At 37.3% G+C, this 15611-nt stretch carries 15 protein-coding genes; 3 read left to right on the plus strand and 12 right to left on the minus strand.

Annotation, left to right across the window (positions count from 1 at the left end):
- The first annotated feature begins 96 nt into the window (after positions 1-96).
- A complete protein-coding gene (locus tag ACHCNF_RS06615) occupies positions 97-1026 on the plus strand; it encodes a CPBP family intramembrane glutamic endopeptidase (protein ID WP_408071992.1) in 930 nt (309 codons plus the stop codon).
- 12 nt (positions 1027-1038) lie between these two features.
- On the opposite strand, the gene ACHCNF_RS06620 is transcribed toward ACHCNF_RS06615, so the two are convergent.
- Entirely contained in the window at positions 1039-1971 is a 933-nt protein-coding gene (locus ACHCNF_RS06620; protein WP_408071993.1) for a hypothetical protein, read from the minus strand.
- A gap of 249 nt (positions 1972-2220) precedes the next feature.
- Between ACHCNF_RS06620 and ACHCNF_RS06625 the strand changes: the two genes are divergently transcribed.
- Positions 2221-3018 (plus strand): ATP-binding cassette domain-containing protein, encoded by a 798-nt coding sequence (locus ACHCNF_RS06625; protein WP_408071994.1) that lies wholly within the window; start codon positions 2221-2223, stop codon positions 3016-3018.
- Positions 3002-3733, plus strand: coding sequence for a hypothetical protein (locus ACHCNF_RS06630; RefSeq protein ID WP_408071995.1), 732 nt, complete (start codon positions 3002-3004; stop codon positions 3731-3733). Before ACHCNF_RS06625 ends, ACHCNF_RS06630 begins: the two co-directional genes overlap by 17 nt.
- Here the strand turns inward: ACHCNF_RS06630 and ACHCNF_RS06635 are convergent.
- The 11 genes from ACHCNF_RS06635 to ACHCNF_RS06685 form a co-directional block, all read right to left on the minus strand.
- A complete protein-coding gene (locus tag ACHCNF_RS06635) occupies positions 3723-4013 on the minus strand; it encodes a hypothetical protein (protein ID WP_408071996.1) in 291 nt (96 codons plus the stop codon). The two genes, ACHCNF_RS06630 and ACHCNF_RS06635, sit on opposite strands and share 11 nt — an antisense overlap.
- Positions 4014-4053: 40 nt before the next feature.
- On the minus strand, positions 4054-4635 hold the full coding sequence (locus tag ACHCNF_RS06640; protein WP_408071997.1) for an SMI1/KNR4 family protein: 582 nt from the start codon (positions 4633-4635) through the stop codon (positions 4054-4056).
- A gap of 25 nt (positions 4636-4660) precedes the next feature.
- Positions 4661-4930: an HNH endonuclease gene (locus ACHCNF_RS06645; protein WP_408071998.1), complete on the minus strand. Its 270-nt coding sequence runs from the start codon at positions 4928-4930 to the stop codon at positions 4661-4663.
- Between the two features lie 86 nt (positions 4931-5016).
- Positions 5017-5667: a hypothetical protein gene (locus ACHCNF_RS06650; RefSeq protein WP_408071999.1), complete on the minus strand. Its 651-nt coding sequence runs from the start codon at positions 5665-5667 to the stop codon at positions 5017-5019.
- A gap of 142 nt (positions 5668-5809) precedes the next feature.
- Positions 5810-6562 carry a C-type lectin domain-containing protein gene (locus ACHCNF_RS06655; RefSeq protein ID WP_408072000.1) on the minus strand — a complete coding sequence of 251 codons (753 nt, stop codon included), beginning with the start codon at positions 6560-6562 and terminating at the stop codon, positions 5810-5812.
- A gap of 249 nt (positions 6563-6811) precedes the next feature.
- Entirely contained in the window at positions 6812-7603 is a 792-nt protein-coding gene (locus ACHCNF_RS06660; RefSeq protein ID WP_408072001.1) for a hypothetical protein, read from the minus strand.
- 284 nt (positions 7604-7887) lie between these two features.
- Positions 7888-8436, minus strand: coding sequence for an ankyrin repeat domain-containing protein (locus ACHCNF_RS06665; protein ID WP_408072002.1), 549 nt, complete (start codon positions 8434-8436; stop codon positions 7888-7890).
- 74 nt (positions 8437-8510) lie between these two features.
- Positions 8511-8957, minus strand: a complete 447-nt coding sequence (locus tag ACHCNF_RS06670) for a YrhA family protein (RefSeq protein WP_408072003.1) — start codon at positions 8955-8957, stop codon at positions 8511-8513.
- 62 nt (positions 8958-9019) lie between these two features.
- Positions 9020-11083, minus strand: coding sequence for a polymorphic toxin-type HINT domain-containing protein (locus ACHCNF_RS06675; protein ID WP_408072004.1), 2064 nt, complete (start codon positions 11081-11083; stop codon positions 9020-9022).
- A 36-nt stretch (positions 11084-11119) separates the two neighbouring features.
- The gene (locus ACHCNF_RS06680; RefSeq protein WP_408072005.1) at positions 11120-12016 is read right to left on the minus strand and encodes a leucine-rich repeat domain-containing protein; all 897 of its coding nucleotides are present in this window, start codon (positions 12014-12016) and stop codon (positions 11120-11122) included.
- Between the two features lie 14 nt (positions 12017-12030).
- Positions 12031-15609, minus strand: coding sequence for a hypothetical protein (locus ACHCNF_RS06685; RefSeq protein ID WP_408072006.1), 3579 nt, complete (start codon positions 15607-15609; stop codon positions 12031-12033).
- Positions 15610-15611: the final 2 nt, after the last annotated feature.

The following is a 15611-nucleotide window of genomic DNA, read 5'->3' on the forward strand; positions in this document are numbered from 1 at the left end:
CTGTTGGACACCTCACTCTACAATGTCCCTAAAACAAACGCAAAGTTTGCTTCTTTTATGAAAAAGAGTTTCTGAACCAGTTGGAGGATTGATAAAATGAATAATAAAAACACTCAAGACTTTATTCTATCAGACAGATCATTTGAAGGTTATAAGCCATTCAAGTCTGCATTAGCGATTCTGCTCACGCTTATGTTTTTCTTAGCATTAGCTTCAGCATTGATATTAGGTATAGCAGTACTCGGCACGTTCTATCAACAAGATATCATTGATAAGATTGCTATGCTGTCGCACGGTTATGATAACTTCAATGTGTATGACAGCACAGGTGCCCTAGTGACGCTTGGCACCATCGCGCTATTCATACCTGCCATGTTCCTGGCTACTAATATCACAGGTTACAGACCGTTTTCCTCCTACACATCTGTCACGGGAAAATGGCGTACCAGACCTTTCTTTGTATGCCTTGCTGTTGCTCTTATTGTCGCAGGTATTCCAATAGTAATTGAATCCACTTCAGAATGTAATTACACAGGTTATAAATTTACTCTTGCCGGGCTTCTGCTTTGCCTGGTGCTTGGTCCTCTTCAGTGTATCGCTGAGGAATACATATTCAGAGGACTCATCATGCAGTCCATCGGCGGATGGATAAACATATCCTCCATCGCTGTTCTGCTGCAGGCTATTCCCTTTATGTTCCTTCACCCCTACAGTTCATATGGAATGGTAGAAGTAACTTACAGCGGAATCATAGCGGGTTTTCTTGTATATGTTACAGGCGGAATTGAAGCAGGCAGCGCCCTTCATATCGTAAATAACATGACGCTTTTTTTAATGAACGGCCTCGGATATCAATCAATAAAAACTAATGTGGAGTTATCCTCTCTGCTTTCAACAGTCATAGTCGATGGAATTTTCTTTGCTGCTGTATTCCTGTTAAAAACCAGGACCGGAATTTTCAGCGAAGATTTGCCCAAAAAACCTTACTCCAACAAAAAGATCGTTTCAGAGAAATTGTCAGCCTAAATATATAGGAAATTATATTCTATTTTCAACACTTCCGATCATTTCCTCGGCTCCCTTAATCGCCCTTCTCATATTGTTCTGTGTAGGGTTCCTGTAAGCTTTGGTAAAATCAAGGACTGAATTACCTGTTTTTACAGCCACGATAAGCTTATCTCTAAGTTCCATATTAAGTGCGTGTGACTGTACATATTCGATATAATCACAAAGAATGTTGAAATCGTCATCATTTGCCGACAATACAACACTTAAGACAAAGATAACAAGTGCAACAGCCGCAAACAAAATATTCTTGGTAAATGCATATCCCAAAAGAGTCACTGCTATTAATATTGCACTGATTTCAGATGCTATAAAATCCTTTGCTTCTGATTTAACAGTCTTTAATAGAAAGTTTTTTCCATCCTGAATAAAATATGCAACAAGGTCATAGAACTGATCCTGATTTGCCTCTTCATAACATCCGATCTGATAAGTAACCAGTGTCTTCGCACAATTCTCATAAAGTCTCTTGATAAGCTTTTTATAAGCACCTGCAAATTTATCAAGTCCCGGGACATTCTCCATCATGTCACCAACTGACATTGCACCTTTTACTACTGTATAAAAAATACGGCCACATTCTCTCCTGTATCTGCGAAGGTTCTTAAATCCGATTTTTCTCAATCTGTAAAGCCCCTCCCCTACAGGGTCCTCAGTTATATCTTTTCCTAAAAGAGCTCTGCAATACATAATCTTCCCGGCATAGTGATAACGGTCTGCAATTGACAAAAGAATAAAATAAATAATTCCAATGACCACCAGCAAAGCAATCATCAATGCCATAATGGGAATCCTGCTGACTGCTAATGCCAGCACAATAAGAACTCCATCCCCTATCAGGAACGGCCTCATCTTTTGGCCAAACATCTTCCTGATCTCTCTCGCAAACTTTTTTCTTTCCTCCATTTGTTATACCTTTCCTTCCCCACAACTTCTGTATTTAAGCGGTTTTTTGTAGTCCCCTCACAAAACAGCATTATACCTTACTTTTAGGATGATTGTCATCATGAAAGGTTTTTTGGTGAAGCAGTTCGTTTTAGTTTTCTTAATCAGCCGTGTAAAATGTGAATTTGTTGTGAATATGTAGACAATAGTTTCCACAGACATTATGCTTTAGTAGGGTTTATCTTTTAGTAAACACGTGGAGTGAAAAAGATGAAAACAAACGGAAAACTGATAACACTTAATAATGTCACAAAAAAATATGGCGGAAAAACTATAATTGAAGGAGTTTCGCACACTTTTTACAAGGGAGAATCCATCGCGTTTTACGGGCATAACGGATGTGGGAAGAGCACGATGCTTAAGCTTATCTCAGGGCTTATCCCAATTAGCTTCGGTGAGCTTAAGTACCACGAAAGGCTGCGTTTTTCATATGTTCCTGAGAAATTTGTGGGTATGGAGATCGAGATGATCGACTATCTTCGCGCAGTTGAGCGGATGGAGGGCGTGGATCCTGCAGTTACAGATTCCTTGATAGAGGACTTCTTTCTGGATCCTATGATCCACACCAGAATGGACAAGCTTTCCAAGGGAAGTCTGCAAAAAGTTGGTGTACTTCAGGCACTCATGGCTCCACATGAGGTTATACTCCTTGACGAGCCGCTTTCCGGTCAGGATGCTGAATCTCAGAAGGTTTTTATTGACAAGATGAAAGAGCTTCGCGAGTGCGGGATTACGATTCTTATGTCCTGTCACGAGAAAAAGCTGATAGAAGCACTTTCCGACAGGGTTTACACGATTGAGAATGGGAAGCTTGCAGCGATCGATGCCTCTGGCGAGGCGGAATACTCTATATACGTGAAGAAAAATTCGATGCTGACGGTGCGGCATGATATGCGAAGTAACGGTGGCCGCTACGAGTTGACTGCAGAGGAGGCAGCGCTCAAGGCGACTGTGCTCGGGTTGTATGAAGACGGATGGGAGGTTGTAGGCATTGAAAAACACGCTTGAATTGTACAAATTGCGACTAAAACTTCTGAAAAAAGGGCAGGTGCTGATCATACCGGTCGTTGCCACCGCGCTTTTTTTAGGGATGATGTATTCCATGGCTCCGATTGGTGTTACCGCCAGCTTCCTGCTGTCAGCGGCTTTTCTGTACTTTGTATGTGTGTTCATATCCATGACTTTGAACGGAAAAGAGAACGATGTGTTTGAGGAGACTTTGATGCTTCACTGTGAGAAGCCAATCAATTACTATGTATCCCGCGAGATGCTGCTTATCACTCAGTGCTGCTGTTATGCATTGATACTGACGATATTTCCCGTGGCACTGTTTTTGCTACGAGGATCCGTATTTATAAGGCCCATGGAAATAGCGGATGTTTTGTTTGGCGGCCTGTATATCCTTTTAAGCGGGCTTTGCGGCATTGTGACCGGAGATTTCTTTCATCCGCGATTCTTACAGAAACGAAAAGATGCTATACTCGGAGCGCTTGTGGTCGCAGTTCTGGCTATCTGCAAGGAGGGACTGGCTGAGCTCTTTATGCCGTTGTCAGCTTTGAACTTTGTGCTTCCGCCTTTCATGGACGGTTTCGGGCTGGTTGGCAGCACTGATATATTTGATCCGAGTGGGATGCTTCTGATTTTTCTGCATATGGCTGTCTATGCAGTGGTCGTGGTATGCCTGAAAATCCTGGTGCTTGAGAGACGCAGGTTCAGGTATTGATCTGCCCATTTGCCAAAGGCATCCACAAAGCATCTTGGCAATCACAGTTGTTAGGATTAGTAAACTTATACCATCTGTTTCCACCTAATGGATCATCATTATCTACTGCACCTTCAACAAAGCTATTGTTTGCTATCTCAATAGCTGCTCCCATTGTTGTATTGGTGTCGGCTGCATGAGCGTCCTTGCTGAACGCGGGAGTCAGAAAAACTCCCATCGCTATTGCTGCTGCCAGAATTACTGCTGTAGTTCTTTTTAATAATATGTTTACTATTTTCATACCTTCTTACACTCTTTGTTTTCTGTATATTAGCAAATTATTATTTGTTATTTTTTTTACGGTTCTTAAATTCTTCTATACTCTTCAACAAATCATCATCCAGACGTATTTTTACTTTGCTATAATCAATATCATCATCTGGTCGTAACTCAAATCCATTTATAAATTCCTCAAATGAATCCGCTATTAAAAATGCGGGAACATTCTTTTCATCACTCTCATGATAGTACATGAATACCTTCCCATATTCTTTACCTTTTACACATATTAGTATCATGTCTCCAGCAGATTCTCCAATAGGCAAAAAGCAATCTGATTCATCTTCTTCCTCAATAAACTTCATACGTCCTTTCCCTGTAGAAACAAGTTCGGATCCATACAGATACTCGACATAATCAAAGCCATCATCCGGCGTATACATTGAACATTCCTTCATTTTCACTTTATAGTCATCTTTTACATAAAGGCTAGGATACTTCAAAATATATTCTCTATAATCCTTAGGCAATTTTATACAAAGTTCATCTTCAAATTGTTGCAGTTTTGACTCACTAAGCACATTTTTCTTCATATCCTCCATGTCAAAAATAGCATTTATCTTTTCCAATAAATTTTTATTCATCCTATTTACCTCCTTAAATCTGACGCTAATCCTTCTTCGATTTATTAGCTTCTTTTTTTTGATTCGTCAAATCTGAGGCTGATCCTATATGCGGAATATTATTATGCAACTTACTAGGTATTAATTGTACTTTTTTCGCTGACTCATGATGAGGTGTCAACTCCTGCTCTTCAAGCCAATCTTTTACATCCTGTTGTGTTTCAAAACCGTATTGTTTACCATAGTCCTTAAGAATCTTTTTATATATTTTAGAAAAATCTTTTTGTGATCCGTCTAGTTGTTCATCCTCACTCAATCCAGAAAAACATTATGTTTAAAAGATTATAGAAATATAGAAACAGCATCCTCGAATATTATATATTACAAAACAAGGAATATCTATCATTCACCCAATCCGATAATAGTCCACTCATCTACAAGATCCCAGAATTCGTTGCCAAATTCCGGTTCTTCCCCTTTAAGCCATAGAATTCCTTTTTTGGACAGAGTATCATATGCCACATAATCTCCCATCCCATTCTCGAAGAAAACATATGCTTTATCAAAATCTTTAAATACTCTATCTCCTGTATTTTCTGATAGTGGAGTCACATGCTTAAGATCTGGTAGCCCTAATGCCTTAAAGCAATAATCATAAAATCCATCATGTAATTTTGTATAAAAGTTTCTAATTGAAGCTGATATATCATCTTGAATCGTAAATGATTCTACTGGACTTCCACCTATGTAATGTAATATCTCCCCATCATCTCTTTTTATCAAATAAATCAGTGAATACTTTTCATCAAACTTGACAATTAGTATATCTTCGATATGCTCCTTCAAATAGGCAATCGTCAAAGACATTTCTTCTTTTACAGCTGCTTGCCACAAATCAATTACAATATCAATCTTTTTAGCTGGCGATGCCTTCAAAAGGTCTTTCCATTGATCTGGAATTGCCTCATATTCTTCACTCGTGCATTTTTCTGTTATTACCTTAATATCCTGCCTGTAACAATTATAGTCCTCTAAAACTTCAAAAATATCCATCTAAAATCTCCTTTTAATAACCCTCTACAATGATTTTACGTGTGTTTTCACAGGAATGATGTAAGATTTTTCAAACAATAAGGGATGTAACATATTTACATCACATCCCATAACTCATAGTTTATTCAAAAATCAACCTGTATTACTTACTCTTAACCGCCTTACTCCAATCGCTATAAGCTTCTCCTTCGGGTCCGTTATAGCAAACGCGCACTCTTACAAAATACTTTTTATTCTTTTTCGCCTTCTTGAACTTAATCTTTGCACTATTAGTACGAATTGTCTTTGTCTTATTCTCTGCAAACTTCTTACTTGTGGAATACTGAACCTCATAAGCTGCAGCATTAGCTACCTTCTTAATCTTAACAATTACATTCTTTTTCTGAGTCTTTACTGAAGTTACCTTAGTAGGCTTTAAGCCTTCCCACTCACAAATGAAACCATCCTGCTCAAATTTATTATTATCATTTAAGTCATTCCACTCTTTAGGCCATACAGCTACACTATTCTCGTTTGAGACCACATTACTTGAATTATTAGGTTCTCCATCCTTCCAATTTGTATATTTCCACTTTTCTCCGGTAACCCAGGCCCATTCATTGTTAGATGTACGATAAGCACCTATCCAGAGGCTCTTGCCATCTTTATTGATCTTTTCAACAAAAGCCTGCTCTTTCGCAGAAGTAATTGTTGCCAGGTGACCTCCCATGCTCTCACAGCGTGCCTTAGCCTCAGACCATGTTACGTCCTCTAAGTATATCTGATACCTATTTCCTTCATATACCTTTGCAGACTCAGGCGCCTTAGCCTTAACATCCACCGGGCTTACGAATGCTGCAACAGCTGCAATAGCTGATGTTAGCATCATAGTTACTAGTTTCTTTGAAAATTTCATTTTTTTAATTCCTCTCTATAATGATTTTTATAATTTTATAAAATATCTGAATCTGTACTACTAAATACAAAAATCTGCAATAAGCTGACATAAAAAAGCTACAATCGCCAATATAAGCAGCTTGATGTATCACTTCAAAACTCCTATTAAATATTTTTAAACTCCTATGCGTTAGACAAGTTTCTTATGCCTGATTCTTTTTTCCTTTTTAATGAAGGTAACGCTCCGTCCTCTGAAATTCAGATATCATTATTTAATCTTTGTCTTGATGGAATAGGATCCAAGTTCAGAATCAAATGCTATACTTCCTCGCTTAATTTCTATGTATATGTACTGACCTTTTTTTATCTTCAGCTTTCCGTTTTTTGTCTCAGCTTCTTTTACTTCTCCAGTTTTCTTAGCAGCCTTTCCTTTGTTGTAAACAGTATACTTAACGTCATAATGGTTCTCATTATTAGTGATTGAGAACTTCATGACACCGGTTTTCTTGGCCTTAATCTTGTAAATGTCAACATCCTCTAAATAGTCCAGCTTTCCGTTGATTCTTTTTCCGGATTTATAACTCTTCGCTACCTTAAATGCATTGCCTTCCTCAGGAGTAATTGAAACAGATGCTGTCCACGCTCCTTTCCATTCACCATTTGATACTTTTAAGTACTTTGTTTCTCCAGCTTTAAGCCCTGCATGAAATGCTATACTAGGCCATGCATAACCCCTTTTTCCATCACTTCCACCCAATGAATTGAACAAAGCACACTCCGGATTATGGGTAGATGCTGTAACCGTCACAGTTGCAACGCAATCACAATCATAAGGGTTAGTAAACTTGTACCATCTGAATCCGCCAGACGGATCATCATAACCTACTGCCCCTTCTACAAAGCTATTGTTAGGAATTTCAATAGCTGTTGTCATAGAAATATTGGTGTCAGCTGCATGAGCCTCTTTACTGAATTCAGGTGTCATCAATACTCCCATTGCTATAGCCGCTGACATAATCACTGCTGCCATTCTTTTTACTAATGTCTTTACTTTTTTCACTCTTTCTCTCTCCTATTTTTATCTCTATACATATCGATAGAGTTTTTCACTAAAAAAGACTGCAAACAAGCAGATTACTCCGCCAATGTTTGCCCCCGTTGTAGCCTATGTTTGCAATACATCAGTTCCCACATCCTATGTATTTAAGCTACTTTCAATTGTCGTTCCCTCACAAACCAGCACTATCTCACCCTTTACAGATGATGACATGTACGTTATCGTGTTCCATGCAATGCTTCAGTAAAAATCCAGCCAAAGCTCTCTTCATTAGAGAAGGCTGTGACTCATGATTCTAGCATTCTTTCCTCTAGCATTTTTACTATTTCTTCTTTCTTAAATCTTTTCGCATAATCCAAGCAAGAAAATCCGTAATTATCTTTTTCGCGATACTCTGCTCCTGCATCAAGTAACATTTCAAGTATTTTTAATTTAGCATCTTCATTATTAAAGTTTAATGCAATCACATTTGTTACCGAATTGCTTCCATGCCTATCCTTGTGATTAACATCTATACCAGCATCCAATAACAACTTTGTAACTGATAATGCATATTCTGCGTATGTTAATCCTCCATCGTCATCTGCAGTGGAGAATAAATAGTGCAATGCATTTTCTTTATCTTTATTATCAACAAAATTGACGTCTATACCCTCATCCAATAAAAACGTAACAATTTCAAGACGCTCTTGATACTTACCATCCTTAGACATTACAGCTTGCAATAGATTTAATCCATTGTATTTATCTACGCAATTAATATCTCCTTTGTAATACTGCTTTAACATGTCAAAATCTCCCTGATAAGCAGCATCAAAAATATCACATATTGTCATATCTCTTTAATCGTTTATCCTTGTCTAACATTAAATGATGGAATGTACTTTATGCACATTCCATCATCTTTCTTTTAAAGAAGGCTGTGACTCATAATTCTCTCAAGTAACTCATCGAAAGAATCAAACTCTTCCATAACATCGTCACTTCCGTTATCCAATACATAAAACTTCTTGGTCTCTACTCCATATGCGTAAAGATCCATTGATCCTTCTCCCAAGTATGTATACTCACCACTTGAAGTCTCTTCCCAAACTTTACGCTGGAGGAGAAAACCTGTAGTTCCCTTGGCAGTCGCTCCATCAAGAAGTTCTTCGTCTATCCCATATATAATATAGCCGTTGTATTCAAAACCATTTATTACACGGAGGAAATCATAATATTCATCCGGAACACTTGCTCCCACTTTACTAATTTCTTCTTGAAATTTCTTGATTTCTGCTTCGCTTGCAGGTCCATTAAGCTCGCCACCAAATCCGGCCTCTTGAGCTCTGACCTTTTCTAAAGTTTCTTTCCACATAACTACTACCTCCTATTGATAAACCTATGATTTTTCATACCTAAACATTGTAAATACAATGTTTATTTTCCATTAGCCGGATAAACACAACCATTTGGATATGGCCACAGAACTTCTTTGCTCTCTCCTACCTTCAAGCCTTGCTGTCTCTGATAGGTTGTAAGCGCAGAGTGATACGGTGTATTCTTAATCAATACCAAATTACTGAAATCGTTTGTTCCGCCATAATCAATAGGGAACTTATGATGAACCTGCCATCCATCCGGAACACCACCTCCCTTAATTTTGGCTATATCGGCATCTGTGAATCCCGCATCTCTCAGTTCTTTCTCATGATTCTTAGCCAAATCTTGAAGAAATGCCTTTCGTCCACCATTTTCAAATTCCTTTCTCATCTTTTTGTTCTCTTCAGGCGTAACTTTTGTAACCGTCTGTTTTTTTACTTTTACATCTTTAAGTAGAACATCCTCACCAGCATATCTTCCCTTAAATGTATTTCCACCATCTACATTATCGGGCATAGCCATACATGAGTTGTGAACTAGAACTCCCTTTTCAGATACATAATAAGTATGCCAATCTTCTACTTCGAAATTATATACCTTAACAGGATTGTTATAATGTATATGTGAAATACTATCTGGTTCTTCTGTTTTTCCGTCAAAAAGAACCAATTCATCATCTGTTTCAAGATCCGATGCTGGCTTAAATCCTTCACCTAAAACGTAGAATGGATGTTCATTTGTTGCAAGAATAGATTCTTCATTGATATCGATTTTTACAATATCATATGATTCATGAACAAATAGTTTTGTAACATTATTAATATCATCCTCGTCGTTGTAGTAATTATATGAATATACCTCATCCCCTACAACCAATTCCTCAATATTCTTATCACCATAAGGTGTCTTAACTTTTGTTCCTGCTACAAAACAGCCGCCGCCTGGTTTAGGCTTATACTCCCTATCGTACTCTTCTCTTTCTTTCTCATCCAAAATCTCAGGGCACTCATATTCCATGGCGTAAATGATCGCTGCTGTCGACCATGTTTCTTCATCCCATGTTTTGGTTTCATCCCCATATTGATTTTCTATATCTCTTACTACTTCTTCTCCATACTTATCCACCATCTTTTTACGCATGGCTTTATATGGATCTTCATCATCTTCTGATGGCTCATCATCGGATTCTCCTTCAGACGGATCATCGCTTGTGTCACCAACAGTCGGGTCATCAGTGGATCCTCCATCAGAAGGATCGTCGCTTGAGTCTCCATCAGACGGATCATCACTGGATTCTCCATCAGTCGGGTCGTCACTCGAGTCTCCATCGGATGGATCATCATGATTCATTTCTTCTGGAGTTCTTACAAGTGAGTTTCCAGTCCATGCCTTGGTTCTAGCCACCTGACATATATCATAAGTAAAGTCGACATTTAAAAGCTGCATTATTCTGAGCTTATAAATACAAATAAATGTAATATCATCAGAACCATTCGTAAACACAGAGGATTTGTCGAGTTTAAGTCCATCCATTCCGCCAACGACTCTGTGCTTCATCAGATATTTATCAACATCTCCATTAGTGCTTTCTTTAAGATGTTTCAACATTAGGCCCTTAACTATGGCACCGGATATTTCTCCTTTGATCCATTCGGCTCCCTCGTTTCCTACAACACGACCTATTCCAAGAATATATCCTGCAGGGTTCGATTTGAAATTCTTATATATTTGTACATAAGTATCTTTAGCATTGGAAGCAGAATCCTCTGCAGATTCCAAACTTGTCCATGGATCATCTGATTCAGTTATATGAGCTATTTGCTCAAATGCATTTTTGCATTCTTCCAATCCTGATATAGCACTATTAATGTCTGTTATAGTACCTTCCGCTTTTTCATAATTTGCTCTCTGAGGTTCATTAACACCAGTAAGACTATAAATATAACTAAACTCAGAAAATTCCTTCGCAGACTCATTTAATGCCACACCTATTTTACTCTGAGCAATACACATATTTATTACAGAGAGAAAAATTATGACAAAAAACATGAAAAACGAAAGACTAAGTGTAGCTTCTATTACTACAGCTCCTTTTTCTCTTTTATTAGTTCCCCGTTTCATATAATTATCCTTTTTGTGGTCTTTATTCTATGTCAATCATTCAGCATCAAATGTTATGCCCTTTTCGTTTGCATAACTTTCTGCAGGACTTCCTGCAGGTGCGTAGATAGTAACATTACTTGAATTTTTCATAATCTTACCTCCATCGTTACCAAATTCTGTTACTGATGCAGGAATATGAATCTCTGTAAGTTGCTCACACTTATCAAACACACCCTTACCAATTGATTCAACACCGTCTTCGATAAATACCTTCTTAAGATTGGGATTTCCAGCAAATGCCTGTTTAGCAACAGTTTTTATATTACTAGGAATTGTTAGTTCCTCAAAGTTACCATTAGCAAATGCTCCATCTTGAATTTCAGTTAAACCGGAAGGAATACTAATTTCCTGCAAATTGCTTACATTAAAAGCAGCTTCTCCAAGCTCTACCAATGATGACGGAAGGTTGATGCTCTCAAGTGAACCGCAGTTAATGAAAGCTCTATCCTCAATAACTTCTATTCCCTCGCCAAATTCAACACTTACAAGACTTGAGCAATCATTGAAACCGTGATCTACTATCTTCTTAATTGAATTAGGAAGAATAACGCCTTTTAAAGAATCCTTATCTGCAAAACCACCCACTTCAACAATAGTTTTGCCATCTAAACTCTCTGGTATTATTAAATATTCAGCGCTTCCTTTATACTCAGATATTCCCACAGAACTGTCATCAATAGTATATAAAGAGAAATCCTCACTCGTACCCTCAACATAGTTGGGGGCACCACTTTCTTCAATTTGATTATCTACTACTTCAGTCTGTGAATCCGGAGTACTTTCTACCACAGGAGTATCCTCACTCACTGATTCAGTTTTCTTCTCCCCGCAAGCAATCAGGCTTGTGCTCGCAATTGTAGCAATTAGTAAAATGATTATTTTTTTTCTCATAAATAATATTCTCCTTAATATCCTTCTACAGTTTTGTAAGTAAATGTGTTCCAGTTATCAGTATTAAGCAGACTTCCTGTTCCGTAATCTTGAGAAATAGGTATTTTAATCATCATAGGCTTAATCTTCACTTTAGTATCTATAGTAAAATACGTCTTAGCCTTTGACATTACAAAACCAGTTTCCTCATAACTCTTAATATTAGGATTTTTAGCCAAGTTAACCTGTATTACATCGGCTATTCGTTTATACATATTATCTGAATTACCTACTAGTTCCAAGAACACAAAAATGGCAAGGTAATCACTATAAGATAACGAAATATCCGTCTCAGGAACTTCAGCCTCTCCTATTGTGAATATTGATCCTGAACTATCCTCATCAGTTATCTTTTTTGCCAAAACTTCAGGATCATCAAAATCAAAATCCAAGAATAATTCGCCATCGCCTTTAACAAGCTTTACAGGTAGGCCAGCCAAAAGATAGTCTTCATCTACCGCTGTTTCCCCGGCACAAATACCCATGCAAAGAATAAGTTTTGTAAGCGGAGGTGGTATTACTCCACAAGTTGCTGAAGCCACAAGATCCGCTACAGGAATAACAATAATTTCATCATCCCAATATTCTGAGAAAACCGGTACAAAATTGAAAGCGTATCTTATAAAGTATAAAACGGTTTCAATTCTATCTTTATTGGCTTTATTATCACTTCCGGATAATATATACTCGACCTCATTACCATAAGACCAATTATTACCTTTGAATGTCTGACTCACAGATCCACCAGAAGATGTCTTTATTCCATCAGAAGCATCTCCTTCCATCTTGTTTATTAACCTATTTGTTAATGACTTATTATAAGTCTTTGTCAAATCAGTATTTGTCATGATGTTCCATGCACTCTGAGTATCAAACAAATTCTTCGCATTACCAGGTTTAATTGGATCGGATAATCCAACATTATATATATTATTTTGCCTAGCTCCTGTATCAGTCATGTTTTCTCTGGTTTGATTATATACAGTCTCCATATAATGAGTTTCATAACTGAACATATTCATTACGTAGTCGGTTGTATAAAGATCATCTCTTGCTGCTAATCCTACATCTTCCACAATCTCAACTAACCTTTGTAACGTATCTGCAACCGACTTCACCCCAGTCGTTTCTTTCGTTACATCTTCCGATTTTTGTACATCTTCAGCATCCACCAAATCACCGGTGTTTTCTGATGCTCCTCCATCTTCCTTAGATGGTATATCACTTACACTATTAACTTCATTTGCCGAATTATGTATATTGGTATATGCACCCCAATCTTTAGGTAACGGATTCTTAACCAAAGCTTTTAGAGCATCAAGAATACCTTTTGTTTTATCTGATTTCTTTTTGTCGGTAACATCCATGCTATCAAACTGTCTATGAAGAAATTTATCTATTTTTCTTGTCGAAGTATCCTTATCTTTAGAAAATGGCGGTTCATGAAACCATGGATTATTATCTGCATTGAGTGCAACAAGATTACTTATCTCAGAACCATCAAATTCCCATGTATTATTTTTATAATCTGTTAACTCTGATTGCTTTACTGGAATATCATCATTCTTTACCTTGCTACTAACTGATTTTCCTTCACCATCTGTGTATGTTTTTGTTCCGCTTGTTTTAGCAGCATTATCAAATAAATCAAGATTATTTATTCCATTGCTTCCATTATTGGTTTTATCAGAAACTTGGCTTCCAAGGATATTAGCTCCATGATACTTAATTGCCTGGCCCACTGTCATGTATGAATCAAACAAATCTATGACATTCTGAATTATACCTGCAAACTCTTTGCAATCATTTCCATCTATATCAATTTTTACATTATTTTTATATTCTGCATCAGAATCTAGGCCGGCTCCCTCTGTGGCATCTATCTCTGCTATTTCTTTTTCACTTTGATCCACAATCGGACTATCAACTCCAGCCCCTTTAGCAGTGTTAACTGATTGTTTCCAAGTATTATAATTTGTATTATATGTATCTGCGAGATCTGCCATCGCTGATACCTTCTTTTTTAGTTCAACCAGAATATCTTTTGCCTTATACAGCCTTTCATATCTTTCCTTTAATAACTCATCTGGTTTATAATCTGAACCTGACTGAACTTTCGATTTTATTCGTGTATTAGCATGGTCAACACTTACCTTGAGTTGCATATTAGGAGCATTATAGAAAGTCTGCGTCCTAGTTGTTCTTTGAGATATTCTCTTAGCGTCTTTATTGTCCTGTGTTTCTGTTTTGAAGTCACCTCCTGCAGCCTTATATGCATTTTCTATAGTAATGCCATCCTTATAAATCTCATCTTTAACATCCTTAGATTCTTCATCTGACGATGAACTACTACTTGAAGAGGATGATTCGTCTTCATCACTGGTTCCATCATCTCTATTGGTATAGGCACTATCCAGACTTAATTTGATATTTTTATATGTAGTATAAGCGCTTATGTATTGCTCATATACGGAACCACTATATGTAGTTCCCCCTTTTGCCAGGATATGCTCCATGTGAAGCCAATACTGTGCCTTGCTTACATCTCCCTCAGGAAGATCCACAAAATCATTCTCATTGAAAATTGCAATGACAGCATCTCTTTTTTCTATATATGTCTTCTGTGCTTTATAAAAATTATCTATCAAATCACGAAGATCTTTTGCAGTAACTTTTCCTTTTTGGCTGGAATAATCCGTACCTGACACCCCTGACATAAGTGTGTCAACTGACAAAAACGCCGAATCAGTCCATTTCCAACCAATATTTGCCCAAAATTCCACATAGTCGTCATGAAGTTCCCTAAAATTACCTTCAAGATTTGTGTAAGTATCATCTTTTGTTTCAGTAATATAGGCATTATCAATTTCAAGACATTCATAATCTTCTAAATACTCATATGCTTCAAGCGCTACCTGTAATAACTCATTCTCAGCAGTGTAATACTGTGTTTTTGTATCCTGAATATCTGCTTCATAAGGAAGATTTTTTGCATTTTCACCTATTCTTTTGAATTTTGTATATAATCCCTTTGTCTTCCCCTTTTTAGCAGCATCTGCAACATCCGAAACCAAATCGATAGGAGCTCTGTATTTCATAAATTCAGTGACCTGCTCTTTAACCATAGCTGCATTTGCCATGTTGGCCTGATCTATGTTCTGTATTTCAGCTGAAGTTTCGGAAGTATCTATATTAATCAAATCATCATAACTAATAGTATTTCCAATAAGCTTTCTAAGATCTGATGCCCATTTCTGTGAATCCTTGGCAGCAACACCCTTACTCTGCATACAAGCCGCAAAATACTCTTCTGCAACATCATAGAATTCATCTACATTTTGGCAACTCGCCATCAATCCGTAATATTGTGATAAATCTGTATCATATTGACTCATTACCGTATTAAGCGCCAAATCAGCTGATGATGCAGCTAAATCAGTCCCCAAATATACTCTGCTGACATCTATAAAAATAGTACAAAGCGCTATAATCGGTGGTAATATCAAAGTTAAAAATATTGTAACTGCTCCTCTATTTCCCCTAAAAAGTCTCATTG

This window comes from Butyrivibrio sp. NATIVEDY162, assembly GCF_045999815.1.
Taxonomy (GTDB): domain Bacteria; phylum Bacillota; class Clostridia; order Lachnospirales; family Lachnospiraceae; genus Butyrivibrio.

What these genes read in the sequence shown, in the direction of transcription:
- ACHCNF_RS06640 (WP_408071997.1), bottom strand. Translation starts at nt 4,635, where the DNA reads ATGAATAAAAATTTATTGGAAAAGATAAATGCTATTTTTGACATGGAG.
- ACHCNF_RS06635 (WP_408071996.1), bottom strand. Translation starts at nt 4,013, where the DNA reads ATGAAAATAGTAAACATATTATTAAAAAGAACTACAGCAGTAATTCTG.
- ACHCNF_RS06685 (WP_408072006.1), bottom strand. Translation starts at nt 15,609, where the DNA reads ATGAGACTTTTTAGGGGAAATAGAGGAGCAGTTACAATATTTTTAACT.
- ACHCNF_RS06670 (WP_408072003.1), bottom strand. Translation starts at nt 8,957, where the DNA reads ATGTGGAAAGAAACTTTAGAAAAGGTCAGAGCTCAAGAGGCCGGATTT.
- ACHCNF_RS06615 (WP_408071992.1), top strand. Translation starts at nt 97, where the DNA reads ATGAATAATAAAAACACTCAAGACTTTATTCTATCAGACAGATCATTT.
- ACHCNF_RS06680 (WP_408072005.1), bottom strand. Translation starts at nt 12,016, where the DNA reads ATGAGAAAAAAAATAATCATTTTACTAATTGCTACAATTGCGAGCACA.
- ACHCNF_RS06620 (WP_408071993.1), bottom strand. Translation starts at nt 1,971, where the DNA reads ATGGAGGAAAGAAAAAAGTTTGCGAGAGAGATCAGGAAGATGTTTGGC.
- ACHCNF_RS06655 (WP_408072000.1), bottom strand. Translation starts at nt 6,562, where the DNA reads ATGAAATTTTCAAAGAAACTAGTAACTATGATGCTAACATCAGCTATT.
- ACHCNF_RS06625 (WP_408071994.1), top strand. Translation starts at nt 2,221, where the DNA reads ATGAAAACAAACGGAAAACTGATAACACTTAATAATGTCACAAAAAAA.
- ACHCNF_RS06650 (WP_408071999.1), bottom strand. Translation starts at nt 5,667, where the DNA reads ATGGATATTTTTGAAGTTTTAGAGGACTATAATTGTTACAGGCAGGAT.
- ACHCNF_RS06665 (WP_408072002.1), bottom strand. Translation starts at nt 8,436, where the DNA reads ATGACAATATGTGATATTTTTGATGCTGCTTATCAGGGAGATTTTGAC.
- ACHCNF_RS06675 (WP_408072004.1), bottom strand. Translation starts at nt 11,083, where the DNA reads ATGAAACGGGGAACTAATAAAAGAGAAAAAGGAGCTGTAGTAATAGAA.